The organism is Thermosynechococcus sp. GLH187 (assembly GCF_031583395.1).
Lineage (GTDB): Bacteria > Cyanobacteriota > Cyanobacteriia > Thermosynechococcales > Thermosynechococcaceae > Thermosynechococcus.
Window position 1 is genome coordinate 871,338 of the sequence record NZ_CP134175.1, and the last position, 24,520, is coordinate 895,857.

At 53.6% G+C, this 24,520-nt stretch carries 28 protein-coding genes; 17 read left to right on the forward strand and 11 right to left on the reverse strand.

What is annotated here, in order from left to right; genetic code table 11:
* Positions 1-153 precede the first annotated feature (153 nt).
* Complete coding sequence (locus RHI63_RS04045) at positions 154-399, reverse strand: chlororespiratory reduction protein 7 (protein WP_302678923.1); 246 nt, start codon at positions 397-399, stop codon at positions 154-156.
* A gap of 63 nt (positions 400-462) precedes the next feature.
* Entirely contained in the window at positions 463-1,062 is a 600-nt protein-coding gene (locus RHI63_RS04050; RefSeq protein WP_206201181.1) for a CAP domain-containing protein, read from the reverse strand.
* 184 nt (positions 1,063-1,246) lie between these two features.
* On the opposite strand from RHI63_RS04050, the gene groL reads away from it, so the two are divergent.
* On the forward strand, positions 1,247-2,878 hold the full coding sequence (gene groL, locus RHI63_RS04055) for a chaperonin GroEL (protein ID WP_310453303.1): 1,632 nt from the start codon (positions 1,247-1,249) through the stop codon (positions 2,876-2,878).
* Between the two features lie 67 nt (positions 2,879-2,945).
* Here the strand turns inward: groL and bchD are convergent, their stop codons facing one another.
* Positions 2,946-4,958: a magnesium chelatase ATPase subunit D gene (gene bchD / locus RHI63_RS04060; protein WP_310744859.1), complete on the reverse strand. Its 2,013-nt coding sequence runs from the start codon at positions 4,956-4,958 to the stop codon at positions 2,946-2,948.
* A gap of 104 nt (positions 4,959-5,062) precedes the next feature.
* Here bchD and RHI63_RS04065 point away from each other — a divergent pair, with 104 nt between their 5' ends.
* Both RHI63_RS04065 and petM read left to right on the forward strand, forming a co-directional pair.
* Positions 5,063-5,431, forward strand: coding sequence for a hypothetical protein (locus RHI63_RS04065; protein ID WP_206201184.1), 369 nt, complete (start codon positions 5,063-5,065; stop codon positions 5,429-5,431).
* Positions 5,432-5,482: 51 nt separating this feature from the next.
* A complete protein-coding gene (gene petM / locus RHI63_RS04070; RefSeq protein ID WP_011057256.1) occupies positions 5,483-5,584 on the forward strand; it encodes a cytochrome b6-f complex subunit PetM in 102 nt (33 codons plus the stop codon).
* 13 nt (positions 5,585-5,597) lie between these two features.
* Here petM and RHI63_RS04075 read toward each other — a convergent pair whose 3' ends face one another.
* From RHI63_RS04075 to RHI63_RS04090, 4 genes are read right to left on the reverse strand one after another with little or no spacing between them, the layout of a single operon-like run.
* Positions 5,598-6,527, reverse strand: coding sequence for an AEC family transporter (locus RHI63_RS04075; RefSeq protein WP_310821888.1), 930 nt, complete (start codon positions 6,525-6,527; stop codon positions 5,598-5,600).
* Complete coding sequence (cbiM, locus tag RHI63_RS04080; RefSeq protein ID WP_310821889.1) at positions 6,490-7,221, reverse strand: cobalt transporter CbiM; 732 nt, start codon at positions 7,219-7,221, stop codon at positions 6,490-6,492. The genes RHI63_RS04075 and cbiM overlap by 38 nt, the downstream gene beginning before the upstream one ends.
* Complete coding sequence (locus RHI63_RS04085; RefSeq protein WP_206201186.1) at positions 7,179-7,661, reverse strand: carboxypeptidase regulatory-like domain-containing protein; 483 nt, start codon at positions 7,659-7,661, stop codon at positions 7,179-7,181. Before RHI63_RS04085 ends, cbiM begins: the two co-directional genes overlap by 43 nt.
* The gene (locus RHI63_RS04090; protein WP_310821891.1) at positions 7,658-8,419 is read right to left on the reverse strand and encodes a DUF4382 domain-containing protein; all 762 of its coding nucleotides are present in this window, start codon (positions 8,417-8,419) and stop codon (positions 7,658-7,660) included. Before RHI63_RS04090 ends, RHI63_RS04085 begins: the two co-directional genes overlap by 4 nt.
* A 178-nt stretch (positions 8,420-8,597) precedes the next feature.
* Here RHI63_RS04090 and RHI63_RS04095 point away from each other — a divergent pair, with 178 nt between their 5' ends.
* From RHI63_RS04095 to RHI63_RS04125, 7 genes are all read left to right on the forward strand, one after another.
* Complete coding sequence (locus tag RHI63_RS04095; RefSeq protein WP_286649554.1) at positions 8,598-9,182, forward strand: thylakoid membrane photosystem I accumulation factor; 585 nt, start codon at positions 8,598-8,600, stop codon at positions 9,180-9,182.
* Between the two features lie 41 nt (positions 9,183-9,223).
* Positions 9,224-9,409: a hypothetical protein gene (locus RHI63_RS04100; protein WP_310801525.1), complete on the forward strand. Its 186-nt coding sequence runs from the start codon at positions 9,224-9,226 to the stop codon at positions 9,407-9,409.
* Between the two features lie 10 nt (positions 9,410-9,419).
* Positions 9,420-10,187 (forward strand): dienelactone hydrolase family protein, encoded by a 768-nt coding sequence (locus tag RHI63_RS04105; RefSeq protein WP_310821893.1) that lies wholly within the window; start codon positions 9,420-9,422, stop codon positions 10,185-10,187.
* A 172-nt stretch (positions 10,188-10,359) separates the two neighbouring features.
* On the forward strand, positions 10,360-11,034 hold the full coding sequence (locus tag RHI63_RS04110; RefSeq protein ID WP_310821895.1) for a hypothetical protein: 675 nt from the start codon (positions 10,360-10,362) through the stop codon (positions 11,032-11,034).
* Positions 11,035-11,045: 11 nt separating this feature from the next.
* A complete protein-coding gene (locus RHI63_RS04115; protein ID WP_302678931.1) occupies positions 11,046-11,414 on the forward strand; it encodes an Npun_F0494 family protein in 369 nt (122 codons plus the stop codon).
* An 86-nt stretch (positions 11,415-11,500) separates the two neighbouring features.
* Positions 11,501-12,643: a magnesium-protoporphyrin IX monomethyl ester (oxidative) cyclase gene (gene acsF, locus RHI63_RS04120; RefSeq protein ID WP_149820092.1), complete on the forward strand. Its 1,143-nt coding sequence runs from the start codon at positions 11,501-11,503 to the stop codon at positions 12,641-12,643.
* 272 nt (positions 12,644-12,915) lie between these two features.
* Positions 12,916-13,164: a hypothetical protein gene (locus RHI63_RS04125; protein WP_190278043.1), complete on the forward strand. Its 249-nt coding sequence runs from the start codon at positions 12,916-12,918 to the stop codon at positions 13,162-13,164.
* Here RHI63_RS04125 and RHI63_RS04130 read toward each other — a convergent pair.
* Positions 13,106-14,095 (reverse strand): carbohydrate kinase, encoded by a 990-nt coding sequence (locus tag RHI63_RS04130; RefSeq protein WP_310821898.1) that lies wholly within the window; start codon positions 14,093-14,095, stop codon positions 13,106-13,108. The genes RHI63_RS04125 and RHI63_RS04130 overlap by 59 nt on opposite strands.
* A 114-nt stretch (positions 14,096-14,209) precedes the next feature.
* Here RHI63_RS04130 and ndhC point away from each other — a divergent pair, with 114 nt between their 5' ends.
* From ndhC to RHI63_RS04150, 4 genes are read left to right on the forward strand one after another with little or no spacing between them, the layout of a single operon-like run.
* Positions 14,210-14,572: a photosynthetic/respiratory NAD(P)H-quinone oxidoreductase subunit C gene (gene ndhC / locus RHI63_RS04135; RefSeq protein WP_149820086.1), complete on the forward strand. Its 363-nt coding sequence runs from the start codon at positions 14,210-14,212 to the stop codon at positions 14,570-14,572.
* Positions 14,573-14,606: 34 nt separating this feature from the next.
* Positions 14,607-15,113: an NAD(P)H-quinone oxidoreductase subunit J gene (locus RHI63_RS04140; RefSeq protein ID WP_206201193.1), complete on the forward strand. Its 507-nt coding sequence runs from the start codon at positions 14,607-14,609 to the stop codon at positions 15,111-15,113.
* Between the two features lie 6 nt (positions 15,114-15,119).
* Positions 15,120-16,244 (forward strand): DNA-processing protein DprA, encoded by a 1,125-nt coding sequence (dprA, locus tag RHI63_RS04145; protein ID WP_310744864.1) that lies wholly within the window; start codon positions 15,120-15,122, stop codon positions 16,242-16,244.
* A 29-nt stretch (positions 16,245-16,273) separates the two neighbouring features.
* Complete coding sequence (locus tag RHI63_RS04150) at positions 16,274-16,558, forward strand: DUF3288 family protein (protein WP_206201194.1); 285 nt, start codon at positions 16,274-16,276, stop codon at positions 16,556-16,558.
* On the opposite strand, the gene RHI63_RS04155 is transcribed toward RHI63_RS04150, so the two are convergent.
* Entirely contained in the window at positions 16,555-17,121 is a 567-nt protein-coding gene (locus tag RHI63_RS04155) for a J domain-containing protein (protein WP_225901650.1), read from the reverse strand. The genes RHI63_RS04150 and RHI63_RS04155 overlap by 4 nt on opposite strands.
* Before the next feature lie 108 nt (positions 17,122-17,229).
* On the opposite strand from RHI63_RS04155, the gene RHI63_RS04160 reads away from it, so the two are divergent.
* A complete protein-coding gene (locus RHI63_RS04160) occupies positions 17,230-18,003 on the forward strand; it encodes a WecB/TagA/CpsF family glycosyltransferase (RefSeq protein ID WP_310821899.1) in 774 nt (257 codons plus the stop codon).
* Here the strand turns inward: RHI63_RS04160 and RHI63_RS04165 are convergent.
* On the reverse strand, positions 17,971-19,218 hold the full coding sequence (locus RHI63_RS04165) for a YcjF family protein (protein WP_310821901.1): 1,248 nt from the start codon (positions 19,216-19,218) through the stop codon (positions 17,971-17,973). The genes RHI63_RS04160 and RHI63_RS04165 overlap by 33 nt on opposite strands.
* Before the next feature lie 360 nt (positions 19,219-19,578).
* Between RHI63_RS04165 and hisA the strand changes: the two genes are divergently transcribed.
* Together hisA and RHI63_RS04175 are read left to right on the forward strand one after the other, a co-directional pair.
* Positions 19,579-20,352, forward strand: a complete 774-nt coding sequence (gene hisA, locus RHI63_RS04170; RefSeq protein WP_310821904.1) for a 1-(5-phosphoribosyl)-5-[(5-phosphoribosylamino)methylideneamino]imidazole-4-carboxamide isomerase — start codon at positions 19,579-19,581, stop codon at positions 20,350-20,352.
* 38 nt (positions 20,353-20,390) lie between these two features.
* Positions 20,391-22,205, forward strand: a complete 1,815-nt coding sequence (locus tag RHI63_RS04175) for an ABC transporter ATP-binding protein (protein ID WP_310821905.1) — start codon at positions 20,391-20,393, stop codon at positions 22,203-22,205.
* On the opposite strand, the gene ppk1 is transcribed toward RHI63_RS04175, so the two are convergent.
* A complete protein-coding gene (gene ppk1, locus RHI63_RS04180) occupies positions 22,202-24,400 on the reverse strand; it encodes a polyphosphate kinase 1 (protein WP_310822014.1) in 2,199 nt (732 codons plus the stop codon). The two genes, RHI63_RS04175 and ppk1, sit on opposite strands and share 4 nt — an antisense overlap.
* Positions 24,401-24,520: the final 120 nt, after the last annotated feature.

The following is a 24,520-nucleotide window of genomic DNA, read 5'->3' on the forward strand; positions in this document are numbered from 1 at the left end:
GGCGATCGGCCACAGTCTCGTTACCCTACTATTCCTGACGATTTGGACACCACGAAAGAATAAATAATCGCCTGAACCCTTGATTGATCCAAGAGCCTTATCTATATTAGAACGGAATTTTCCGAGCAGGAGTTTCGTAACTCTGTGTAACGATTATTTTTCTAAACGCACGGCATACCACTGAAGGTAGCCACCATTGGGTAATTGCAGTTCACAACCCGTTGTCATGAGGTAGTGGGCACGACTTTCCACATCGGGCAAAGCAAGTAGATCCGGCGTTAGGGAAACATCGGTTCCTGTTAAATACTCCACCAGCTTGGCCTGTAGCTCCATCGGCGTGAGAAAGGTCTCATCGCTGACAGTAGATTCAAGGACAACATACATCTCTTCAGTGAACATAGCGAATGCGGTTAAGTTGACATTGATTACATTGGAAATTATCCGCGCAGCAACGCTCTGCCTTTACTGGGCTGGCAGTGCAAACATCTGTACAGCATAGACTTCTCCGTGAGCTGAATTCAAAGCAATGCCAAAGCCAAAGCGGGTAAATTCAGGCCGCAGGATATTTTGGCGGTGCCCCTCACTATACATCCAGCCTTTTTGGAACCGCTCAATCAGCTTATAGTTGAGCACCAATCCGGGGGTGCCCTTCTGCTCCATGATATTTTCACCGACGCCACCGCGTCCCCCCAAGGCGATAAAGCGATCCATTGGGGATTGCCCATCGGGATTGGTATGGCTAAAGTATTGGCGTTTGAGCATATCTTCGGCGTGGCGTTGTGCGGCCTCTGTGAGTAATTCATCGGCAACAAGGGGCGGCAGTCCATTGAGCTGGCGATCGCGATTCACCAATTGCAGGGCAAAGGCTCGTATTTCCGCAAGGGAGCGTTTTGGCTGAGCAGCAATGACATCCACCTGTGGAGCACCAATTTGCCAATCTTGCCCCCCTTGGCCATTGTTCAAGTAAAAATACTCCTTGGCCGCTGCAAGGGCAATGCCGAGCATTAAGGTGACGTACAAGAAGACCTGTAGGCGTTGTTGATTGAGGTGGCGGCCAGCCATGGCTGCGAAGCTTGTTAATCTATTGTCAGTCTATTGTCAGTGTACGCGAGCAAGTGCGGAATCCCCTACATTTTCTGCCATTGCCCTCAACTGGTTTTCCACAGTACTGTAAACAATGGCTTGAAGCCTGCTAAGTTTGCAGTCCCTCAATCATGACCTCCAAGTTACTAAAGGATAGCCACCCATGGCAAAATTAGTCGCATTTCATGAAGAGTCCCGGCGATCGCTCGAACGCGGAATTAATGCCCTTGCCGATGCCGTGAAAATTACCCTTGGCCCCAAAGGGCGCAACGTGGTGCTTGAGAAAAAGTATGGCGCACCGCAAATTGTTAACGATGGCGTGACGATCGCCAAGGAAATCGAACTGGAAGATGCCTACGAAAATACTGGTGCCCAACTGATTCGGGAAGTGGCCGCCAAAACCAATGATGTCGTCGGCGATGGCACAACCACTGCCACCCTCCTTGCCCAAGCCCTGATCCGTGAAGGCCTGAAAAACGTGGCTGCCGGTGCTAACCCCATTGCCCTCAAGCGCGGTATGGAAAAAGCGATCAAAACCATTGTCGAGGGCATTGCCGAAGTGGCCAAACCCGTTGAAGGGGATATGATTGCCCAAGTGGCCACCGTCTCTGCCGGTAATGATCCCGAAGTGGGAGCCATGATTGGTGAAGCCATGGCCAAAGTCGGCAAAGATGGCGTGATCACCATTGAAGAATCGAAATCCCTGAATACAGAAATGGAAATTGTTGAGGGGATGCAGTTTGATCGCGGCTACATTTCCCCCTACTTTGTCACCGATCCAGAGCGGATGATTGTTCAACTCAACAATGCCTATCTGCTGTTGACGGACAAAAAAATTACCAGTATCCAAGATCTGATTCCCACCCTAGAAAGAGTGGCTCGCAGTGGTCGTCCCCTCGTGATCATTGCTGAAGATGTAGAAGGCGAAGCCCTCGCCACATTGGTGGTGAATAAACTGCGGGGTGTCCTCAATGTGGTTGCCGTGAAAGCCCCAGCCTTTGGCGAACGGCGTAAAGCAATGCTCCAAGACATTGCCATTCTCACGGGCGGTCAAGTCATTTCTGAGGAAGTGGGACTGACCCTAGATGATGTGGAAATCACCATGCTGGGAGAAGCCGCCTCCGTCACCGTGACCAAAGACACCACCACCCTTGTGTCCGAGAAAGGCAATAAAGCCGATATTCAAAAGCGGGTCGAACAGCTCAAGAAGCAGTTGGCCGAGACCGACTCCGAATACGACAAAGAAAAGCTGCAAGAGCGCATTGCCAAGCTCGTGGGCGGCGTAGCGGTGATCAAAGTGGGGGCTGCCACCGAAACGGAATTGAAGGATCGCAAACTCCGCCTCGAAGATGCCCTCAATGCCACCAAAGCGGCAGTGGCTGAAGGGATCGTGCCCGGCGGTGGTGTGACCTTGCTTCACTTGGCCAGTCGCATTGATGCCCTGCTGCCTAGCCTCAGTCCCGAGGAACAAACGGGGGCACGCATTGTTGCCAGTGCCTTGGCAGCCCCGGTGGCTCAAATTGCTGACAATGCTGGTGTTGAAGGAGCCGTAGTCGTCGAGAATGTCCGTGCCGGTGACTTTAACTATGGCTTTAATGCTGCAACGGGCACCTATGACGATCTCGTTAGTGCCGGTATTATTGACCCTGCCAAAGTCGTACGCTCTGCCCTGCAAAATGCTGGTTCGATCGCCGGCATGGTACTGACGACAGAAGCCCTTGTGGTCGAAAAACCGGAACCGAAACCGGCAGCTCCTGCGGATGGCGGTATGGGGGGCATGGGCGGCATGATGTAGGCTTACTGCCCCAATAGTTTGCTAGGTTCTCTCCTCTCTAACTGGGGGGAGGGTTTTTTATTGGTGGCTAAAATTGCAGGGCATTCTGCGTCACTTGGGCGATCGCCTGATCGGTGGCCTTGGGCAGATGGTAATACTTACCCCCTGCTTGCCGTGCCAATTCCTTGCCCATCCCCGTGGAGACAAACTTATTCTCGGTATCAATCACCAAGAGCTTCAGACCCAAGGCTTGAATTTTAGCGGCAATTTCCAGTACTTCCGCTTTGACATCGGGCTTGGTCTCCGGCGGAATAGTTTCGCCAAGGGAACGGCTCAGGGGGATATTGCCCCGACCATCGGTAATGGCCACAATCATCACTTGACCAATCTCACCGCTTTGCTTGGCATTCAAACCCACTCGCACCGCTTGGGTCAGGCCGTGGGCAAGGGGAGAGCCACCCCCACAGGGCAGGGTTTCAAGGCGTCGCCGCGCCGCTTCAATGGATCGGGTGGGGGGTAGGAGCACCTCTGCTTGCTCGCCACGAAAGGGAATCAGCGCCACCATATCGCGGTTTTGATAGGCTTGGGTCAATAGGCGTAAAACAGCGCCCTTGGCAGAATTCATGCGGTTCAGTGCCATGGAGCCAGAGGCATCCACGACAAAAATAATCAAGGCACCCGCTTTGCGTACCAAACGTTTAATTCGCAGATCACTGTTTTCAACAATGACGCGGCGTTGGGGTTGGCGTAGGCGACGGGATTTTTGGTAGGGAGCGGCGCTGCGCAGGGTGGCATCCACAGCAATTCGACCCCCTCGGCCACGGGGCAAAATGGGGCGGATATAGCGACCGCGATCTTGGGAGTAAATCAGGCTGCGACTCCCCGATTTCCCTTGGCGTTGGGTCAGTTGGGCAAAGTAGAGCACTGACTCATCCAAGACCGTGCCATCGGCCTCAAAGACAAATTCCTCAGGAATGGGTGGCGTTTCCTGCTGCTCTTCCGGTGGCGTCTCTGGCTCATCGGGTTCTTCTTCGGGGTTAGACTGCTGATTCTCCGGCGGGGGCGGTGGTGGAGGTGGGGGCGGTGGTTGCTCCGGCGGCGGTTCCAGTTGCGTGGCTCGCGGCACAATCACTAGTTCAACAGCGCGGCGTAGATCTTCGGCATTCACTTCACTGCGGCCATTCAGGGCAGCATGGGCTTTGGCCACCCGCACCGCAAAGAGTTCTGCTCGATGGCCTTGAACACCGCCCCGTAGGGCTTCGGTGACCAGATAGGCAATTTGCTGCCGTTGAATTTTTACCTCCTTGAGCCATTCCCGCGCCAGAATAATTTGGGTGCGCAGATCCTCTAGCTCAGCATCGTACTGCTGCAAAAAGGCTTGGGGCGAATCAGCAAATTGGGTGGCATGATCCACCGCTGCAACCCGCTCATCTAAGCCCAGAACCGTATCCGCCGATAGGGCGATCGCAAACCGGTCCAGCAGATGGGGCGGCACTTCTCCCTCATCGGGATTAAAGGTGGCAATCAACAGGGGACGACAGGGGTGATCCAGACTAATCCCCTCCCGTTCAATTGGGTTGCGCCCAGCACTCAGCACGGCCATCAGCACATTGGCCAATTGTTCATCCAAGAGATTGATTTCATCCACATAGAGCACGCCGCGGTGGGCTGCCGCCAAGAGGCCGGGCTGAAAGACCGCTTCACCCCGCTGCACCGATTGACTCACATCCACGGCTCCCAAGAGGCGATCTTCGGTGACCCCTAGGGGAATTTGCACAAAGGGGGCTGGAATCACTTTGGTGGTCAAAGGGACATCGGGATGACTTTGGCGCCAAGCCTGCAAGCGGCTATCCCAGTCTTGGGGACGTTCGGGATCGGGGTTGGCAATGATCGGTACTGGGATCTCCCCTTGATCAATGACTTCAATGGGGGGCAATAGGGCATGAATACCCCGCGCAAGAACAGATTTGGCAGTCCCCCGCCGCCCGGCAATGATCACCCCCCCCAAACCGGGATCAACGGCGGCCAACAGCAGGGCAAGCTTAATGGCTTCTTGACCAACAATGGCGGTAATCGGAAAGGGGGCGATCGCGAGCGTCATTGCATCCCTGTTGAAGGTAAACAGCAGTCGTCATCATCTATCTTACCGAGGGTGAAACCCTTTCCCGCCTCTTTGGCTAGACTGGAGTGAGAAATTGCTGCGAGATGACCATGAGGTTTGTTGGCTCCACCCTAGCGGCTGTTGCCCTATTGACGATGACACCACTGGCGGCACTGGCACGCCCCCTTTCCTGTCGCTCCTATGAAAGTACCTTTGTGGCCACGGAGACTCGTAGCTATTGGGTGAATATCTGTGGGGGCGATCGCCCCGCCTACTATATGGCACGACACAAGCAGGATCCGCGCCTATCAATTCGGCTGCCCCTGCGGGATTGGAGTCCTCAAGGGTACTATTTTGAAGCCGTCAATGGTGAGTACACGTATCTATTGACCAAAACACCCCGCGGGATCTTCTTGACCGTGAATCGTGGTACCCATGAGCTACTGCGGGAACCTGTTTTGGAGCCGTGGTAAGCAAAGGAGCCAAATTGGTTACAATGAGTTCTTGTTAGCTGAGGCCGCCCTATGGCAGAAGAGATTTTCAATACTGCGGTAATTACGTTTACCCTGGTTCTGGTTGGTTTAGGCGCAGGCTACCTGCTGTTGCGCTTGACTCCCGACGATTAGCCACCAAATGCCCCTACCCGGCAAAGAGCACCAGCCACAGGGGCAATAGAAGAATTAAGGCAAAGAGGCTGGTTAAAATCACACTGGCAGCGAAAGCCCGGTCCAAGTGATATACATCCGCCAGAATTAGGGTCATAAAGGCGGGGGGCATGCCAGCTTGGAGTACCATCCCTAGACGGGGCCGGCCGCTGATGCCTACGAGGGTTAATCCGAGACCCAACAGGAGCGGTACCAGTAGCATCTTAATCGTCAGACAGGGAATGATGCGTTCCCAGCGGAGCTTGAGGGGAGCCTCACCGAGGCAGATGCCCATATAGATCAATCCAGCAATCACCATTAACCACCCCAAGGTTAAAAGTCCCTGTTGGGCGATCGCGGGTAGGGGATGTTGTCGTAGCAGCAGTCCGATGCCGACACACCAAAGGGTTGGATTCCGGCCAATGTGCCACAGCAGTTTTGCGATGGAAATGGCGCGATCGCCAAAACTCGCCGCCACGCCAATGCCAGCACTATAGGAAATGAGGAGCGTCCCCATCAGATCAAAAAACAACGCCCAACTGAAGTGCTCTTGCCCCAGCAGTCGCCAAGTAATTGGAAAGCCAATAAAACCCGTGTTGCCCACCATGGTCGCCAAGAGAAAACTGCCCTGCTCCTGCCGCGTGTGAGCGGGATATTGCTGCAACCACAGCCACGCCAAGCTGACGCCGATCCCCATTCCTAGCCACGCCAATAGCGGAGCCAACGTACTGTGACCCGTAATCGGGGTGGTGACAATAAAACTAAATGCCGTTAGGGGCGTCCCCACCCAGAACAACCCTTGCGCCAGCCAAGCCCCCGTCGTTGATGGCAAAAAACGGCTACTGCCATAGCCAATGCCCATGCACAGAAAGATTAATCCGTAGAGTTCAGCGAGGGTCGGCAGTAGGGTAAGGAAAATTTTCACGGGAAAAGCATACGCCTTGGGACAGGAATTCTGGCTTGACTTTGGCCAAAAAGACCAGCAGTGAAGCCGTGACCACTCCCTCCAACATAGCAAGGGGCAAATGGCCAATCCCAATCGCAGCGATCGCTAGCCATTCCCGCTGTTGATCCAAGGGTGCTGGCAGGCTCAGGAGAATCACTGCGCCAAATAAGAGAACAGCCAACAGCACAGCCCCCGCCCCAAGGATAAACCCGAGGAGCGATCGCCCCCTTGGCGGACAGCGATGCCACAGCCCCCGAAAAACAGCAGCGGCAAGGAGCGCTGGAATCCCCATGATCAGCGCATTGAGGCCCAAAGTCGTCAGACCGCCATGACCAAACATCACCGCCTGTAGAAATAATCCCATCACCACGGCTATCATTGCCCCTTCCCCCAAAAGAATCCCCAGACTGCCAAGGAACATGAGGTGCACACTGGCGGGAGGCAGCGGGATATAAACCGCAGAGGCGGTAAAAAAGGCAGCGGTTAATAGAGCTAATCGCGGCACGATCGCCAGCGGATCCACCGTTGCCCGCTGCAAACGGCGGCAAGACCACCACAGGAGACCACCGCTACCGGCATAACCCAGTCCACACCACAGGGGCGGCACTAAACCATCGGGGATGTGCATGACTACGACTCCACTGGCAGCCGCCGCCGCGACCAAGCAAAGCAAGCTGTGCCAATGGCACCCCAGAGCACTGCCAAGACCATGACCGTGATTTGTGCGGGAGTGTATTGACTCAGGGAAACCGTCCTTGGCGGTTCTGGGACGGCGGTAAGAGCAACCTCAGCCGTTGCTTGGGCATCGGTTGCTATCGGAATCGTGAGTAGGCCGCCATGTCCCCCTTGACGTACCTGCACCTGCCACTGACCGCGGCGATCGGGCACAAATTGAAACTCCCCTTGGGTATTGGTGGTTCCTGTTATTGCTGCTTCTTGGGGGCGATCGGGGGCAAAGACCTGTACCCTAGCATTTGCCATCGGTTCGCCACTGTCATAGCGCGCTGTAATGTGAATCACCTGTTGCGGTTTGTAGCGCAACTCAACCCCATGGGCAAGGGCTTGGGGAACTATCAGTCCTAAGGTAGCCACACTCGCTAAAACTGTTTTCATGAGGAAACCTCCCGACAGTGACCTTCGCCGACATGCCCCAGACCGCTAAGGGCTTTGCGCAGTGTTTCAAAATCTTTGGGGCTGAGTTTTTGCTGTAATCCTGTCCAGTCAACCGTGACTCCCTCAGGAGTGCCTAGGGCAGCAAAGGGGTCAAAGCCTACCGCGTCGCGATTGATCTCCGCCGTTGCTGGTTCAGCGCCATCACCAAAAAGATGATCAAAGTGGAGCGTAATCTCTAGCTCAGCGGAACTGTTCGCTGTGACCATTCCCTTGCGTTCATCGCCAATGTAGTCGCCACAAACAAAGGCCAAGGGCTGATCCAACGTAATGTCAAAGGGGAGAGTGACATTGCCCCGCTGCGCTGTTCCCACCAGTTGTAAACTGGGTGCGAGGGTCTGCCACTGCAGGGCATTGAAGTGACCCACCGCCGCCGCAGCACTGCCTACAAGGGGACGCTCATCACTCACCAAATCCACCGTCATAGGATCGCTAAACACAACCGTCACTTCACTGTCGGGGCGATCGCCCGCCTCAGGATCAAAAGGGGGATGGGTTTGGTAGGCAGTCACCGTACCCAACGTCAAATAGACATGGTCAAGCTCGAGCTTCCAGCCATCTTTGCTTGTCCATCCCGTTTGCAAGCGCTCTTCACCATTGGCATAGAGCTGGAGAGTGCCCTTTTGCGAGGCGGGCGCACAACTGGCCAGTAGCACTGTACTGAAAATCGTGACTATCCCTAAACGTTGGTATAGATTCATTCCTTTGATCACGCCTGATCACGCCGAAAAAAGCCACAGAAAGAGCACCCCTGTAGCTATTGGCAAAAGCAATAAAGACACTCTTCCTACCTTAGAAGGGGTGGCATTGGTTCTACAATGCACGGGAGGGGGATGGCGTGGCGGTATAGTGTCTTTACAGAGCGTGATGGAGCGAAAAATGAAACGGGTTTGGGGCTGGTTAGGACTTGTCCTCCTGCTGTGGGGACTGTGGACAGCGCCGAGTTGGGCGGGGTTACAAGACGATCGCTACGATGGGAATATCTTTGCTCTTTACGCCGGCAATGGCTCCTTAGTGCCACCAAAGGTCACCCTAGAGAAATCGCGTCAGAGCGATCGCGCCACATTGCTGCTGTTTTATGTGAACGATAGCCGCGACTGCAAGCAGTTTGCCTCCACCATTTCCCAGTTGCAGGGGTACTATGGTCGCGTCACCGATTTCATCGCTATTGATGTCGATGCCTTACCCTTTGGGGCGCAGTTCTCCGCCAATGAAGCGGGCTACTACTACAAAGGCCGGGTGCCGCAAACCCTGATTTTCGATCGCCAAGGCCAATTGCGGCAGGAATTTATCGGTGTGGTGCCCTTTGAAACCCTCGATGACACGTTTCGGGAAGTGTTTGATTTGCTGCCGAGATCGCAATCTCTGGAACTGCGGCCGCGCCCTGTGAATGAAATCAATGTGGAACTGGTGCCCCCGACACCTGTCAAAGGGAAGAAGCTGGCCAACGAAACGGTAGAGTAATAGTGAGCTTTGCAGTGAGGTACAAGATAGCGAGGTACAAGATGGAGTTACCCACCCTACAGGAACGTCTAGCAGTTGTTTTGGCGAAACGGGAGAGCCTCAAAAAGCTCTTGGAACTCCCCGGTCATGGCACCCTCACCATTGACATTGAATCCGCCCTCGCCGAACTCGATGAATTGATTAGCGACTTCAAGCGCACGTTTCCAGACCTCGACATTTCTGCCTAGGAGGTTCACGATGGTGGAGATTACCAGTCGTTGGGTCAAGGTAGTCAATGGCGATCTGCTGATTGATGCCTACTTAGCCGAGCCTGTTGCCCCCGGCCGCTATCCGGCAGTGATTGTCTTTCACTATCCGGCAGTGATTGTCTTTCAGGAAATTTTTGGCGTCAATGCCCATATCCGCGATGTGACCGAACGTATTGCCCGCGAAGGCTATGTGGCGATCGCCCCCGCCATTTACCAACGCTTTGCCCCCGGCTTTGAAACGGGCTACACCGCCGCTGATATTGATTTGGGGCGGCAGTACAAAAACCAAACCAAAGCCGCGGAACTCCTTAGTGACACCCAAGCGACCATTGCCTATCTGCGCGGCCTTGAAAATGTGGATGGGGATGCCATTGGTACGATTGGCTTTTGCTTTGGCGGTCATGTGGCCTATCTGGTGGCTCAGTTACCGGACATTAAAGCCACGGCCTCATTCTATGGCGCCGGGATGACAACCATGACCCCCGGTGGTGGCCTACCCACCATTGAAATCACACCGAAAATTCGCGGCACGCTCTATGCCTTCTTTGGCGATCGCGACCAAAGTATTCCCATGGAACAGGTGAAGCAAATTGAAACGGCGCTGCGCCACCACGGCATTCGCCACCACATCTTCATCTATCCAGCGGATCATGGCTTCTTCTGCGATCAACGGGATAGCTACGATGCAGCAGCGGCACGGGATGCGTGGGAACAAGTCAAAGAACTCTTCAACACCGTCCTACGGCAGCAACAGTAACCCTATCTTTACAGAACCTTTACTTTGACGCAGTTGCAGCGGAATGGGTTCAATACAAAGGGCTATAGTAAAAGTAGATTGCGTGTTCACCATCGCCTAAACAACGCCAGAGGCAGTTGCCAAGCTTTAATATTCTTTTAAGTCATGTTCTTTATCCCCGCTGTTGCTGTCTATGACTACTCCTACCCACAAAGTCCTGCTAAAGCAGGGATCCCTTGTTCTCAAGCAGTGCAAAAAAGCCCTTCTTGAACGAGATATGGCTGTCCTTCAGCAGCAGGCACGCATTTTACAAGTTGCAGCAGTGGCATCCCGGCAAACGCTGATTGAGGCAGAAGCGCGGCTCTTGGAGCAGGCAGCCCAGCAAAATCAACCCCGGCGAGCAGCGGAAATTCTGATGAAAATCAAAGAATGCTTGGTTGCCCTAGCGGGGGATCAGCGTGACTTTGACAGCCTGCCAGGCGTGGCAGCAGAGACTGAGGCACCTGCGAAAAAGCCCCCCTTTATCCAGCGTTCCCATGATGACAGCTACACGAAACGCTTGGGGAACTATCTGGTTGAAGCAGAATTGGTGACACCCGCACAAATTGAAGTTGCCTTAGCCGATCAGCGAGCCACAGGGGCAAGACTCGGCGATATTTTGGTAGCACGGGGATGGCTGCGCAAGGGCACGATTGAGTTCATTATGGAGCGCGTGGTCTTACCCGATCGCCGTCGTCAGGAGGCAGAAACTCCCTCTTCGCCATCAACCTCTCCCGCAGCTCAATCGCCCCGCACACCCCCCGCCCCTGGTACGTCAGTGAATGACCGGGCAACCTTCATTGATACCAGCCACTTAAATTCTCTGTAGGTTTGGTGGCAGTGGCGATCGCGTATTCTCCGAAGGTTTTGGAACGGGGCGATCGCGCCCTGCGCTGTAGTCCCTTTTTGCCCCTCTTGTTTCAGACAATGCAGCAGCGGAGTGTGGCACTCCTAGAAATTGTGGGCGAAGCGGGTCTTCAATCGGGATTCACGCGATCGCCCTTGCCTGTGCTCCTAGCAGAAGCAGAGTTGGACTGGTTGATCCGCGTCGGTTTACTGCGCCGCGAAGTGGATGGCCAAGGCCTCACCGATCGCTATCGCCTCACTCCCTTGGGGCAACAGTTGATTCAACGTTATCGCCAACCCACATGGGCGGCCTCTTGGGGCGATCGCTGGCGCAATCAACTCAGCCGCTGGTGGGGAATGTAACGGTTCTGTAATGACCTGTAATGCATTGGGGATTTTCGCTACCATGCTTTATGAGTGCCGTTAGCAAGAGCGAGACGCAGCTTTTTATGGTTAATACCGTCGCCAAACCAGAGTTTGAAGAACTGCGGCCGGGCATTAAAGCCCCCGCCAAGGAAACCATCCTCACGCCCCGCTTCTATACCACTGACTTTGAAGCGATGGCCAATATGGACATTACTGAAAACAAAGCAGAACTTCAGGCCATCCTTGAGGAATTCCGCTGCGACTACAACCGCCACCACTTTGTGCGGGATGCAGAATTTGAACAGTCTTGGGATCACATTGATGGCGAAACCCGCCAGTTATTTATTGAATTTTTGGAGCGCTCCTGCACAGCGGAATTTTCTGGCTTTCTCCTCTACAAAGAACTCAGCCGCAAGCTCAAGGATCGCAACCCCCTATTGGCGGAATGCTTTGCCCTGATGTCTCGCGATGAAGCCCGCCACGCTGGCTTCTTGAATAAAGCGATGGCCGACTTTAACCTATCGCTGGATCTGGGCTTTTTGACGCAGCACCGCAGTTACACCTACTTTGAACCGGAATTCATCTTCTACGCCACCTACCTCTCCGAGAAAATTGGTTACTGGCGCTACATTACGATCTATCGCCATCTGGAGAAGCACCCCGAACATCGCATCTACCCCATCTTCCGCTTCTTTGAGAACTGGTGCCAAGACGAAAACCGCCACGGTGACTTCTTTGACGCCGTGATGCGTGCCCAGCCGCAAATGCTGGATCGGCCGCGCACCTTCTGGCAAAAGATTAAGGAAATTCCCCTGTCCCTCTCTGGTAAGAAATGGGCACGCTACTTCATGGTCTGCTGGCTGCCACCAAAACTGTGGTGCCGCTTCTTCCTGCTCTCGGTCTTTGCCACAATGTACCTCAACGATTTGCAACGGGCGAAGTTCTATGCTGCGATTGGCTTGGATGCCCGCGAGTATGATCGTGAGGTGATTGCCAAAACCAATGAAACCGCAGGCCGTGTTTTTCCGGTGATTCTCGATGTCGATCATCCAGAATTTTATCAGCGATTAGAGCGGTGTGTCGAAAACAATGCCAAGCTGACAGAAATTAGTAAGCAAAATGGCGGTTTTCTGAAGAAACTTCCCCTCTATCTCTCGAATGTGTGGCAAATGATCAAGTTGTTCTTGATCCCCGCCAAGGCACCCACGACGGCGGCAGTGCGTTAATTTCCTCTGCGGCTTAAAAATATACTGATCTCCATGGGTTGCGTCTGCGGGCGTAACCTTTTTTTCACTTTTCCTACAATTGATGTCCGTATTATTACGGAGTGTTGCGGGAGTATGAAAAGAATCTAAAAGCACTTTTGACCACTGGGGATCGCTAAAACCTGCTTCCTAGGCCTCTTTGACCCTGTGATCACTGCAAAAGTCGCTGAGGACAATTTCATAGGATGGAAGGTAGAGAGCCTAAAGATTTTACTTCGGAGTTGATCCCCGCGATGGACAGCCCAATTCTCACTCCCACAACTTGCCGCTTTTGCCGCTTCTATTATTCCGAAGGGCGGCGTGGTGGTACCTGTGAAAAACTGAATGTGCCGGTGCGGGGGTTTTGGCGGGCCTGTCCCTTGGCGGCAGCCATCCCTAGCCGTGAACATCAGCCAGCGATCGCGACAAGCCCATCAACCACTGCTAGGGCGGTGAGTGCGTCCGTATTTTTCTTTGAGGATGATCCCGAAGCCATTGAGTGACCTCAGCAAGGGTGGGTTGACCAGCGATCGCCCCCCGTTTTGTCGTCACGAGCGCCCCCACCACTGTGGCAAATTCTAAACAAGCAGCCTGCCATTGGGGGTCACGGTAGGTTTCCGGGCTGCCCTGTAATAATTGGGCAATCCAACCCGCAACAAAGCCATCGCCGGCACCAGTGGTATCCACAACGGGCATGGCGGGTGGTTGTAATTCCCCTTGATTTTCGTGCCAGCAGTAGTGAATAGTTTGATCCCCGTCAGTAATAACCACGGCATGGTCAGGTGCCGTCCCCCAAAGGGCACGATAGACAACTTGGGGATCACTGTCAGAGAAAAATAATTCCGCCTCTTCCTTGGCCAGTTTCAGGAAATGCGCCTGTGCTAAAAAAGGACGAATGCGTTCAGGAGCAGCACTCGCATCCCGCCAGAAGATTGGTCGCCAGTTGGCATCAATGAGAATAAAGGCACCGTTTTGCCGCAGTTGCTGGACTAGATGTTCAATGGTGGTGGCGGTGGCTTCACTGGCTAGTCCGAGCGTGCCGGTGACGAAAAATTGTGCCCCAGCTAGGAACGATGGCGAGACTTGCTGGCCAGAGAACTGCATATCGGCAAAGACAGAAGTTCCCGCTGGCGCAAATCCCACAAACTGGCGATCGCCCCCCACCAATTGAACGCGCACTTGCCGCGTCGGCACCCCAGCGACCCGCTCGACTGCTTCGATATTGACGCCCAAAGCGGCTAATTCGGCACAGGCTTGCTCCCCTAAGGCATCGTCCCCCACAGCCCCCAAAAAGGCCGCACTCACCCTCAACTTCACCAAACCACAGGCCACATTGGCCGGGGCACCCCCCAGAAAACACTGCGGGGGATCAGGGGGCACTTCTAAACAGTCAAAGAGGACTTCGCCAGCACAGAGGACAGTGGGTTGGGACATCGCTAATGATTCGCTATAGGGCAATTTAGTTTTTTCTATTGATCCCTAGCCTAGCGATCGCTAGGGGAGTGTGTCAAAATGGTAGCAATTCCAAGATCGAGGGACACTGCAACCGTGTTTGTTCTCAGTGGTTACGAGTATTTTCTTGGCTTTTTGATTATCTGTGGTCTGGTACCCGTACTGGCTTTAGCTGCCTCTGCGCTATTGCGTCCCAAATCCGGGCGGATGATCCGCTTGACGACCTACGAATCGGGGATGGAACCCATTGGTGGCGCGTGGATTCAGTTTAATGTGCGCTACTACATGTTTGCCCTCGTCTTTGTCATTTTTGATGTGGAGACGGTCTTTTTATATCCTTGGGCGGTGGCCTTCCATCAGTTGGGCTTACTGGCCTTTATTGAAGCCTTGATTTTCATTGCCATTCTGGTCGTGGCTCTAGTTTATGCGTGGCGCAAACGTGCCCTCGAATGGTCTTGAGTGAGTTGATTGCCTTTAGGTTGGAGCAGCGAACATGAGTGACACCCCCGAAGCCCCCATTGTTGAAGCTGGCCCTGTATGCCGCCTTCTCCAGTCTCAAAACCTGAGTGTGGAATCCCTCGGTACCGATGCCTCTGGCGTAGAAATCATCAAAGTGGATCGCGATCGCCTGCTGGCGGTGTGCCAAGCCCTCTATGCCGACGGCTTTAACTATTTGCAGTGCCAAGCCGCCTATGATTCGGGTCCCGGCCAAGACTTGGTGAGCACATACCACCTGATCAAGCTCAGTGATAATGCCGATCGCCCCCCAGAGGTGCGGATTAAAGTCTTTGTCCCTCGGGATGATGCCCGTGTGCCTTCCGTCTATTGGATTTGGAAAACCGCCGACTGGCAAGAGCGGGAATCCTACGATATGTTTGGCATTGTCTATGAGGGGCACCCAAATTTGAAGCGCATCCTTATGCCCGAGGATTGGGTGGGCTGGCCGCTGCGCAAAGATTACATCACCCCTGACTTCTACGAGTTGCAGGAAGCCTACTAAGCTCCCTTGGTTCCCGCTGATGCTGCCTATTGGTACAGTTGGTCACAGGTACCCGGCCTTGGCTCGGTGTTACTCAAACGCCTCTGGCAGCACTTTGGCGATTTGCAAAAGGCTTGGGAAGCCCCCCTAGCTGCCTTGGCAGAGGTGGAAGGAATTGGCCCAAAGCTCCAAGGGGCGATCGCCCACTATCGTCAGCAGTGCCAACCCCTAGCTCTCTACGAGCACCACTGCCAGCAAAATCCCCACCATTGGGTGCTGAGTGACCCTCGCTATCCACCACTGCTGCGCGAAATTCCCGATCCGCCGCCCTTGCTCTACTATGGCGGGACTCGCATTTTAGAAATTCTCAGTCAATCCACACCAACTGTTGCCATTGTCGGCACCCGTGATCCTTCAGAATATGCGCAGCGTTGGGCGCACAAGCTGGGGTATGCCCTTGCCCAAGCTGGGTTTATTGTTGTTTCCGGCATGGCCGCAGGCATTGATGGCGCGGCGCATCGTGGCTCTTTAGAAGCTGGAGGTGCCACACTGGCCGTCTTAGCCACGGGTGTGGATATGATCTACCCACCAGAAAATCGTTCGCTTTATTACCAGATTCGTGAACGCGGGGGATTCTTGAGTGAGTATCCTAGGGGCGTGGGTGCCGATCGCCCCCAATTTCCCCGTCGCAACCGCATCATTGCTGGTCTGTGCCGTGCGGTGATTATTGCAGAGGCTCCCTACAAATCCGGTGCCCTGATCACTGCTCGCTATGCTGCCGAGTATGGTCGTGATGTCTATGTGCTGCCGGGGCATCTCGATAACCACCGTGCCAAGGGTGCCCTGAGTCTGGTGAATCAAGGGGCACAGATTATCTTGGGAGAAGAAGCTCTCCTCGAACAATTGGGGCATACACCCCCCCTCGATCCAACACCCTTCTCAGCCCCACCGCCAACGCTATCGCCCCCTCAGCAACAGATTCTCGAGGCGATTCAACAACTGAGCCAAGGCAGCAATAGTGTTGCCTTTGATGACATTGTGCAGCGCGTACCCTTGGAAACAGGGGTGGTGATGGCAGAACTAATGCACTTGGAGCTAACGGGTTGGGTCGAGCAGCAGCCGGGGAATCGCTATCGCAAAACTAGCCGTTAAAGTTTCATCAATAAATCTTGGAGGGTAAAATGACAAACTCCCAGAACCTACAACATCCCCGTGAAGCCCAAGATCGGTTAGTCCTCGAGCGCTTGGGACAAGAGGGCATCAGTGATTACAACTTGGCGGAATTGGGGCGATTGCTGATTCGCTATGATGGCTTCCCCGGTGCCGAAACCAATAAGAAGTTAATGGCAGAGCTGCTAGAAAAATGGCAACTCACGGAGGAAGAACTGTTTGAGCGTACCCGTGCCATTCACGCTCGCGGCGGTGTTTACAAGCTGGGCAGCAATAAACGGGAGGATTGGACTTAGATTTCTTTGCCGTAGAGGCGATCAAGGGTACGAAAGTCCTTTTCTGCTTCTTGCCAAAGGAGTCGGTTATCCGGATCGGCTTTCAGCGCGCGATGCAGGTATTCCCGTGCCGCTTGGGGTTGGCGATCGCGAATGAGTTGCCTCGCCCAGCACTGATAGGTGACGGCTTGCCACTGGCGTACTTCGGCATCTTGAGGCAGCCGACTGGCCAACCCTTCCACAAGGGATATGGCACGTTGATAGCAGCGATATTTGAGAAATTCCTGAAGTTGGCGATAGCTAGCGTGCTTCAGTTCAATCTCAAAGGCAGAGAGAGGCGGCGGTGGCTGCGGTGGGCGAGATTGGGGTTCTGATTTAACAGGGGTAGGCCGAAAGGTGGGCAGTCCTCGTACTAATTTTTCATAGGCCTGTTGGAGGAGAATAAACTTCTCATGGGCAGTGCGATCGCCGGGGTTGACATCGGGATGATAGCGTCGTGCTAGCCGTCGGTAGGCGGATTTCACTTGAGCTAAGGACGCCCCTTGTGGCAACTCCAGAATGCGATAGCACTCTTCTAAATTCATTCCGCAGGGCACAACATGACATCTGCTTTGCATTGTCGGATGTTCACTTCGGTTCTGCAACCAATGTCCTACGCTGGAATCAAGTGAAACATGCGGAGTAGCCCCAGCGTGGAGTCGGCGCACATTTTAGGGACACGGATTGATGTCACCACCTACAACCAAGCCTGTGATCTAATCGCTGAGTGGATTGCTCAAGGCAAGGGGGGCTATGTGGTTGCCGCGAATGTTCATGTGGTGATGACGGGGGTGTGGCGATCGCCCTTTCAACGGGTGGTGAATGGTGCCCAACTGGTGACCTCTGACGGCATGCCCTTGGTGTGGGGCTTACGGCTTTTGGGCTTTCCGCAAGCAGAGCGGGTCTATGGTCCGGATTTGATGCTGGCGTTGTGCGATCGCGCCCAAGAGGAAGGCTGGCGTATTTTCCTCTATGGCAGTGAACCCCTCGTGTTAGAGCGGCTGCAACGAAATCTGCGAGAGCGCTTTCCCAAGATGCAGTTTGTGGGTGCCTACGCGCCTCCCTTTCGTCCTTTGACCCCTGAGGAGGAGGCCAGCGATCGCCAGCGCATTCTTGATAGCGGTGCTGATCTGGTTCTTGTCAGCCTTGGCTGTCCCAAGCAGGAGGAGTGGATGGCTCGCCAAAGCCCTTTTCTGCCCATTGTCTTGGTGGGTGTGGGAGCGGCCTTTAATTTTCACAGTGGCGTTGTGGCGCAAGCGCCTCGCTGGATGATGGCGATCGGTCTGGAGTGGCTCTTTCGACTCCTGCAAGAACCCCGCCGCCTCTGGCAACGCTATCTGCTGAACAATCCCGCATTTGTTATGCTTTTTGCCGCTCAATTCCTGCGTCACTGGCTAGGCCGACGGCAAGGCAAGAGACTGTCCTAGGGTTTGCAAGGGAGAGCGTCCCACCTGTTGCTGTGCCCACCGCAGGCTTTGCTGCAATCGAGTCACCAAGGGCAGAGATTTTGCTTGGGGAGCGGTCTCAAAGTAATGGATCAAACTCAAGCCACTCAAGCGCAATACATAGGCTGCCGTTGCCCCCTGTAAACAGCTCCCTGCCAAATAGGTGAGGGAATTGCCCTTGAGCCACTGTCCTAGGGATTGGGTGCCCAGTTCCACAGCCCCCAACTGCACCATTAGCCGCAATAGCTCCTTGGCAAGGGGTTCAGCATCCGCCAAGCGAAAGGAGCGTTGGTAGATTTGACCGAGATCCCACGTGAGGCGCACCAATAGCCCCCCGGCCATGACGAGATCCAGAAGCGGAAGAGGATTCACTGCCGTTGCCGCTGCTGCCAGCCATTGGTAGCGTTCAATGATCGGGGTGGCTCGTTCTTGGCGATACTGGTTGAGGGCGGATTGCGCCTGTTGATGGAGTTGTTGGGCACGGCGATAGGTGCCGGCTAAGACCAGATTCGCTCGCTCTTGGGTGAGACAGTGCAGCACTGCGGAGGTGAGTTCTTGGGGATTGTGGGGTGTAAAGGGAATGAGTTGATCTTGTCCAATCTGGAGTTGTTGCAGTTGCTGCTGTAAATGCACTGCCACGCGATTGCAAAGCGCGCCCTTCGGGCGATCGCGCTCCTGCACCATTTCTGGATACCACACCACAAGAACGTGATAATGGCTTGCTTGCAATACCCGCAGCATCTCAAACTCACTGGCGGTAAGGGCACCCGTTACGGTCAAAAGCACTAAGTCTGCCTGGGGCACCGTTGCCAATGTTTGCTGCTGAAACGTACAGCTATCGAGGGGTAGGGTAGCGACGGCATCGTACACCCGATTGAGAGCATAGGCCGATTGCCCGAGAACACACACCTCAACCGTTGGGCTATCTAACCGCTGTTGGAGTTGGCTGTGGGCTGATTGTAGGGAGGCTTGGCGCTCTATGGGAAGTTCCTGCAAAAGGCTCCGCGTGTCTGCCAGTTGCTTTTCCAGTAATTGAGGATGCAGAGAAGGTTGAGGGGGAGCCGGGTTTGGCGCAGCGGGCGATCGCCGCCAGTACCAATAGCCCAACCCTAGACCAAGAATCAGCAGCCATCCCCACGGATGGTCATTCACCCAGCCACTCAACAACAAGAGAATAATGGCGGCAGCAACAGCCATGTCCTTGTACCCCAAGCAAATCCTTTGTTTGTTAGCTTACCGTGACTGGTGAGCAGCACTCAAATTCCCAAGGCTCGAGGAAATGCAGCCTGAATTTTCTGTCCGCCTATGAAGGTTTCCCCACCTGCTGCGCGAGGATCTGGGGGACATGTTCAAACGGAATCCCATTAAATCTGTTGCATAATCACGCGATCGCCACAGGAATTTAGACAGGGCGCGGCCTTCAATGGGTGGCTCTTGTCAATTCAGGAACGAAGGGGACTATGTTAGCAATCCTCCGATGCGCTTCACCCCTTGTGACTGCTAGGATGGGAGTTACGCTCAAATTTTCAATTTTTCAATTAAGGATTTCTGACGCCAATGGATGTTATCCCCGCCATTGATTTACTTGACGGCAAATGTGTGCGCCTAGTGCAAGGGGACTATGGTAAGGTCAAGGTTTTTCATGATGATCCTCTAAAAGTTGCCCTCTACTGGCAGCGGTTGGGTGCTCCCCGCTTGCATGTCGTTGACCTAGATGCAGCCAAAACGGGCGAACCGCGAAATTATGATCTGATTGCCAAGATCGTCGCCTCCCTTGAAATTCCTGTGCAGGTGGGGGGTGGCTTGCGATCGCGCCAAGCAGTGGCTGATCTCTTTCTCCAAGGCGTCAATCGTGCCATTTTGGGTACCGTGGCTCTTGAGGATCCAGAGCTAGTGGCCAGTTTGGCCGCAGAATACCCCGGACGCATTTGGGTAGGGCTGGATGCTCGCGATGGCTATGTGGCAACGCGGGGTTGGCTAGAAACCTCAACAATTTTGGCAACAGATCTCGCCCAAAAAATGGCAACAATGGGGGTAGCAGGGTTGGTTTACACCGATATTCAGCGGGATGGCACTCTCCAAGGGCCGAATATTCCAGCACTGCGGCAGTTATTGGCGGCAACCGATCGCCCGGTCATTGCATCGGGTGGCGTGGGTTCCCTCACAGATATTCTCAGTCTCTTTGCCCTCAGTCCCCAAGGGTTATCGGGGGTGATCGTCGGTAAGGCACTTTATACCAAAGCAGTGGATTTGCGGGAAGCGGTTCGGGCTGTCGGTCAAGGTCGCTGGCAAGATATTCCGCCAGATTTGGGAAGCACGACTTGGGCATAAGTAGCCTAAGATCAAGGCGTTGTTACCCCTAAAACGGAATGTTAAAGCACCCTGCACTGCGCTCCCTTGGCAAAATTTGGCGACTACTGGATCGGGGCGATCGCTGGCAACTGGCAGGCATTGGTGTCTTGATGCTCATTGGCAGTATTTGGGAAGCCTTGGGGGTAGGCTTGGTGCTACCCTTTATTGCCGTTATTGAAAAGCCCAGTCGCCTCAATGATCTTCTGTTTTGGCGTCACAGTGCAGCCCCCTTAACCCCACAGGAAGAGTATCAATGGCTGCTCATTCTCAGCATTAGCTTCACTATCCTCTTTATTTGTAAAAACCTATTTATTGCAGGGAGCAACTATCTTCAGTTTAAGTTTTTGAATGAAAAGCAGCGCAAATTTTCAGTGATGCTCTTGCGCAGCTATCTCTTTAAGCCCTATACTTTTCACTTGCAAAATAATACAGCAAAACTCATTCAAAATGCCAACAATGAAACCACTAATATTTTTAATGGCTACTTACTACCTTTGCTAATTATTATTTCAGAATCTTTGATTGTTTTTGCTATTTTTACAGTAATTATATTGAGTAATCCATTTATTTCCTTAGTTGTCATTGCAATTCTAGCGATTCTATCTTATCTCTTCTTTAGGTTCTTCCGTAAAAAACTGAAAAAAATCGGTGCTCAACGGGTTCACTACGCCCAAAAAGTGGTGCAAAGTATTAATCAAGGCTTAGGGGGTATTAAGGAAGTCAAGGTTTTGGGTCGTGAGCAGATCTTTCTCGATGTCTATGAAGAAAATCTGATTGAGGATCGCAAGGCCAACTTCTTCTTGAATTTTATTAACCAACTGCCCCGCTCCTATTTTGAAACCCTTGCGGTCACAGTCATTATTCTGATTATCATTCTGATACTGATTCAGCAGGGGTCAATGGCTCAGGTCTTACCTTTGATTTCTCTATTTGCGGCTGCTGCGTTTCGACTTTTGCCCTCGGCCAGCCGATTGATGGTGAGTTTGAATAGTGTCATTTTTTACTCTGCTTCTGTAGATATTATTTACGATGACATTTTAGAGGCACGATCGCTAGAAATTCATCAGCCAGAACCTGTTACGATCAAGCCTTTTTGCGATCGCCTCGAACTAATTGATCTGCACTACACCTATCCCAATGCCCCTCGGCCAGCCCTCTGTGGGGTTTCTCTCACAATTAAACAGGGGGAAATGATTGGCTTTGTCGGATCTTCAGGGGCAGGGAAAACCACGATTGTCGATCTAATTTTGGGACTCCTAGAACCTTCTCAAGGGGATATTCGTGTGGATGGTGAGAGTATTTACCACAACCTTGCCCAATGGCAACGGCAGATTGGCTATATTCCCCAAACCATTTATCTTTCCGATGACACGCTGCGCCACAACATTGCCTTTGGCTTACCGGCAGAGGCCATTGATGAAACGGCTTTGTGGGCGGCGGTAGAAGCGGCTCAGTTATCCACGTTTGTCCGTACTCTGCCTGAGGGACTAGATACCGTTGTGGGTGAACGGGGGGTGCGCCTTTCGGGAGGACAGCGCCAGCGAATTGGCATTGCCCGCGCCCTTTACCACAACCCCTCAGTGCTCATTATGGATGAAGCAACAGCAGCTCTCGATAACCAAACGGAAGCGGGAGTGATGGATGCGATTCAAGCCCTTAGTGGTGCAAAAACCATTATTATGATTGCCCACCGCCTCAGCACTGTCATGGCGTGCGATCGCCTGTACCTAATGGCCAATGGCCAAGTGGCGGCTGTCGGGAGCTACCAAGAACTCCTGCAAACGAGTCCAGACTTCCGAGCCATGGCGCAAGGGTATGCAGGCGCTAACTAGCGGCTCCCTTCTACTTCCTTGAGGGTACGTGCCATTAAAACACGGTGGGTACCGCGTTCGGGTTCGCCGGAGGCTGGCTGTCGTTGCTGGTAGGTGCCATCGGGTTGCAGCTCCCACGCTTGGCGATTGTCTGCCAACATAATTTCCAGCAGCTCTTTGAGTTCCAGTTGAATGGTTGGATCTTGAATGGGGGTAATGGCTTCTACGCGGCGGTCTAAGTTGCGCGATCGCCAGTCGGCACTGCCAATGTAGTACTCTGGCTCGCCATTGTTGCCAAAGTAGAAAATCCGTGAGTGCTCCAAAAAGCGGCCAATGATACTAATCACCCGAATGCGATCGCTCACCCCCGGTACCCCCGGCCGCAGACAGCACATGCCACGAATAATTAGATCAATTTCCACTCCTGCTTGGGACGCCTCATAGAGGGCACGAATCACCTGCGTATCTGTGATCGCATTCATCTTGGCAATAATCCGCCCCGGTTGACCATTGCGGGCGTGTTCAATCTCACGGTAAATCAATTGCAGCGTGCGATCGCGCATTGTGACCGGGGCAACGAGAAGCTGGCGATAATCCCGTTGGCGGGAATAGCCCGTGAGCACATTAAAGAGTTCCGAGAGATCGGCCCCCAATTCCTCACGGCAGGAAAACAGCCCCAAGTCCTCATAGAGGCCAGCAGTTTTGGGATTGTAATTGCCCGTGCCAATGTGGACATAGCGACGAATTTGCCCCGCCTCTTGGCGCACAACCAAAACCGTTTTCGTGTGGGTCTTTAGACCCGGTACGCCATAGACCACGTGGACGCCCACTTTTTCCAGCTTCCGTGCCCAGAGGATATTGTTCTCCTCGTCAAAGCGCGCCTTCAGTTCCACCAAGACCGCCACCTGTTTGCCATTCTCTGCCGCCTTAATTAGCGCACTGACAATCGGCGAGTCCCCTGAGGTGCGATAGAGGGTCATTTTAATCGCCAGCACCTGGGGATCGTGGGCCGCCAAGGTAATAAAGCGCTGCACCGTTGCCGCAAAGGAATGGTAGGGGTGGTGCACCAGAATATCTCCCTCCCGAATCAGGCTAAATAGTTCATTGGCCACGGCTTCCCAGTAGTCGGTGCCCAAAGTTGTAATCTCACTGGTGGTGTCAAACATTGACTCCCGCTCTTCCACCCGCTGAAAACGGGGAGGCACTTGGGGGTGCCATTCCGAATCCTTCAAGTGGGGCAGGGGCAAGCTCATAAAGGCAAACAAATCATTGAGGCACAACAGACCATCCAGTTCATAGACATCAATCTCCTCAAGATCCATCTCTTCCATCAGGGTTTGCCTCAGAAGCGGTGGAATGCCCCGCTGCACCTCTAGACGCACCACAGAGCCGAAGCGCCGTTTACGAATTTCCTGTTCAATCGCAATCAGTAAATCATCCGCCTTGTCCGTTTCCAGTTCAAGATCAGCACTACGGGTAATGCGAAAGGCAAAGTAGGCCTGAATCTCCATCCCCGGAAAGAGAGCCCCAAGGTTGTGGGCAATCATTTCTTCGAGGGGAACGCCTAGCCAATGGGCACCTTGAGGCGAGTGCAAATGTTGGGGCAGGGCAACAAAGCGCGGAAACCGATTCGGTACCTTCACCCGTGCCAGTCGCTCTTGGCCAAATTCGGGATCACGGATCAGAACCGCAAGGTTGAGGCTGAGGCTAGAGATATAGGGAAAGGGGTGCGCCGGATCGACTGCTAAGGGGGTGAGCACCGGAAAAACTTGCGCTTGGAAGTAGTCGTTGAGGTAGGCCTGCTGCTCAGGGGTCAACTCATTAAAGCGGGTGAGAAAAATGGCTTCCTTGGCCAAGAGAGCACGCAATTCTTGGTCGAAATAGCGGTGTTGCTCAGTAACGATTGGTAGCAGATATTGCCGCACTGCTTGTAATTGCTCCGCTGGGGGCATGCCATCGGCTCCCCCTTGAACAATGCCACTTTCCACTTGCTGCTTCAAACCCGCCACCCGCACCATGAAAAATTCATCTAAGTTGGAACTGAAAATGGCCATAAATTTCAGCCGCTCTAGGAGCGGTGTGCGGGGGTCATAGGCCTCGTGGAGTACCCGCTTATTAAATTCCAGCCAACTCAGGGAGCGGTTGAAGTAGTACTGCGGATTCTGGAGGTCAATGGGGTTAGACACTTTACGGCGAGGGGACTTCGCAGGGGTCATAGCCGTTTGTTCTACGTTGTCGGTTGCACTAGCATCCACTGTACTCGATTCCCCTTTAGCAGCGTTGGTACCGATTCCAGAGCGTACAATGAGAAGGTTAAGGTTTGCTAATCGTGGAGA

What these genes read in the sequence shown, in the direction of transcription:
- RHI63_RS04125 (WP_190278043.1), top strand. Translation starts at nt 12,916, where the DNA reads ATGGACAGCCCAATTCTCACTCCCACAACTTGCCGCTTTTGCCGCTTC.
- RHI63_RS04065 (WP_206201184.1), top strand. Translation starts at nt 5,063, where the DNA reads ATGACCATGAGGTTTGTTGGCTCCACCCTAGCGGCTGTTGCCCTATTG.
- RHI63_RS04090 (WP_310821891.1), bottom strand. Translation starts at nt 8,419, where the DNA reads ATGAATCTATACCAACGTTTAGGGATAGTCACGATTTTCAGTACAGTG.
- RHI63_RS04045 (WP_302678923.1), bottom strand. Translation starts at nt 399, where the DNA reads ATGTTCACTGAAGAGATGTATGTTGTCCTTGAATCTACTGTCAGCGAT.
- acsF (WP_149820092.1), top strand. Translation starts at nt 11,501, where the DNA reads ATGGTTAATACCGTCGCCAAACCAGAGTTTGAAGAACTGCGGCCGGGC.
- hisA (WP_310821904.1), top strand. Translation starts at nt 19,579, where the DNA reads ATGGATGTTATCCCCGCCATTGATTTACTTGACGGCAAATGTGTGCGC.
- RHI63_RS04085 (WP_206201186.1), bottom strand. Translation starts at nt 7,661, where the DNA reads ATGAAAACAGTTTTAGCGAGTGTGGCTACCTTAGGACTGATAGTTCCC.
- RHI63_RS04140 (WP_206201193.1), top strand. Translation starts at nt 14,607, where the DNA reads ATGAGTGACACCCCCGAAGCCCCCATTGTTGAAGCTGGCCCTGTATGC.
- RHI63_RS04130 (WP_310821898.1), bottom strand. Translation starts at nt 14,095, where the DNA reads ATGTCCCAACCCACTGTCCTCTGTGCTGGCGAAGTCCTCTTTGACTGT.
- RHI63_RS04095 (WP_286649554.1), top strand. Translation starts at nt 8,598, where the DNA reads ATGAAACGGGTTTGGGGCTGGTTAGGACTTGTCCTCCTGCTGTGGGGA.
- RHI63_RS04150 (WP_206201194.1), top strand. Translation starts at nt 16,274, where the DNA reads ATGACAAACTCCCAGAACCTACAACATCCCCGTGAAGCCCAAGATCGG.
- groL (WP_310453303.1), top strand. Translation starts at nt 1,247, where the DNA reads ATGGCAAAATTAGTCGCATTTCATGAAGAGTCCCGGCGATCGCTCGAA.
- RHI63_RS04165 (WP_310821901.1), bottom strand. Translation starts at nt 19,218, where the DNA reads ATGGCTGTTGCTGCCGCCATTATTCTCTTGTTGTTGAGTGGCTGGGTG.
- RHI63_RS04105 (WP_310821893.1), top strand. Translation starts at nt 9,420, where the DNA reads ATGGTGGAGATTACCAGTCGTTGGGTCAAGGTAGTCAATGGCGATCTG.
- bchD (WP_310744859.1), bottom strand. Translation starts at nt 4,958, where the DNA reads ATGACGCTCGCGATCGCCCCCTTTCCGATTACCGCCATTGTTGGTCAA.
- petM (WP_011057256.1), top strand. Translation starts at nt 5,483, where the DNA reads ATGGCAGAAGAGATTTTCAATACTGCGGTAATTACGTTTACCCTGGTT.
- RHI63_RS04110 (WP_310821895.1), top strand. Translation starts at nt 10,360, where the DNA reads ATGACTACTCCTACCCACAAAGTCCTGCTAAAGCAGGGATCCCTTGTT.
- RHI63_RS04175 (WP_310821905.1), top strand. Translation starts at nt 20,391, where the DNA reads ATGTTAAAGCACCCTGCACTGCGCTCCCTTGGCAAAATTTGGCGACTA.
- ppk1 (WP_310822014.1), bottom strand. Translation starts at nt 24,400, where the DNA reads ATGACCCCTGCGAAGTCCCCTCGCCGTAAAGTGTCTAACCCCATTGAC.
- RHI63_RS04100 (WP_310801525.1), top strand. Translation starts at nt 9,224, where the DNA reads ATGGAGTTACCCACCCTACAGGAACGTCTAGCAGTTGTTTTGGCGAAA.
- RHI63_RS04050 (WP_206201181.1), bottom strand. Translation starts at nt 1,062, where the DNA reads ATGGCTGGCCGCCACCTCAATCAACAACGCCTACAGGTCTTCTTGTAC.
- RHI63_RS04155 (WP_225901650.1), bottom strand. Translation starts at nt 17,121, where the DNA reads ATGAATTTAGAAGAGTGCTATCGCATTCTGGAGTTGCCACAAGGGGCG.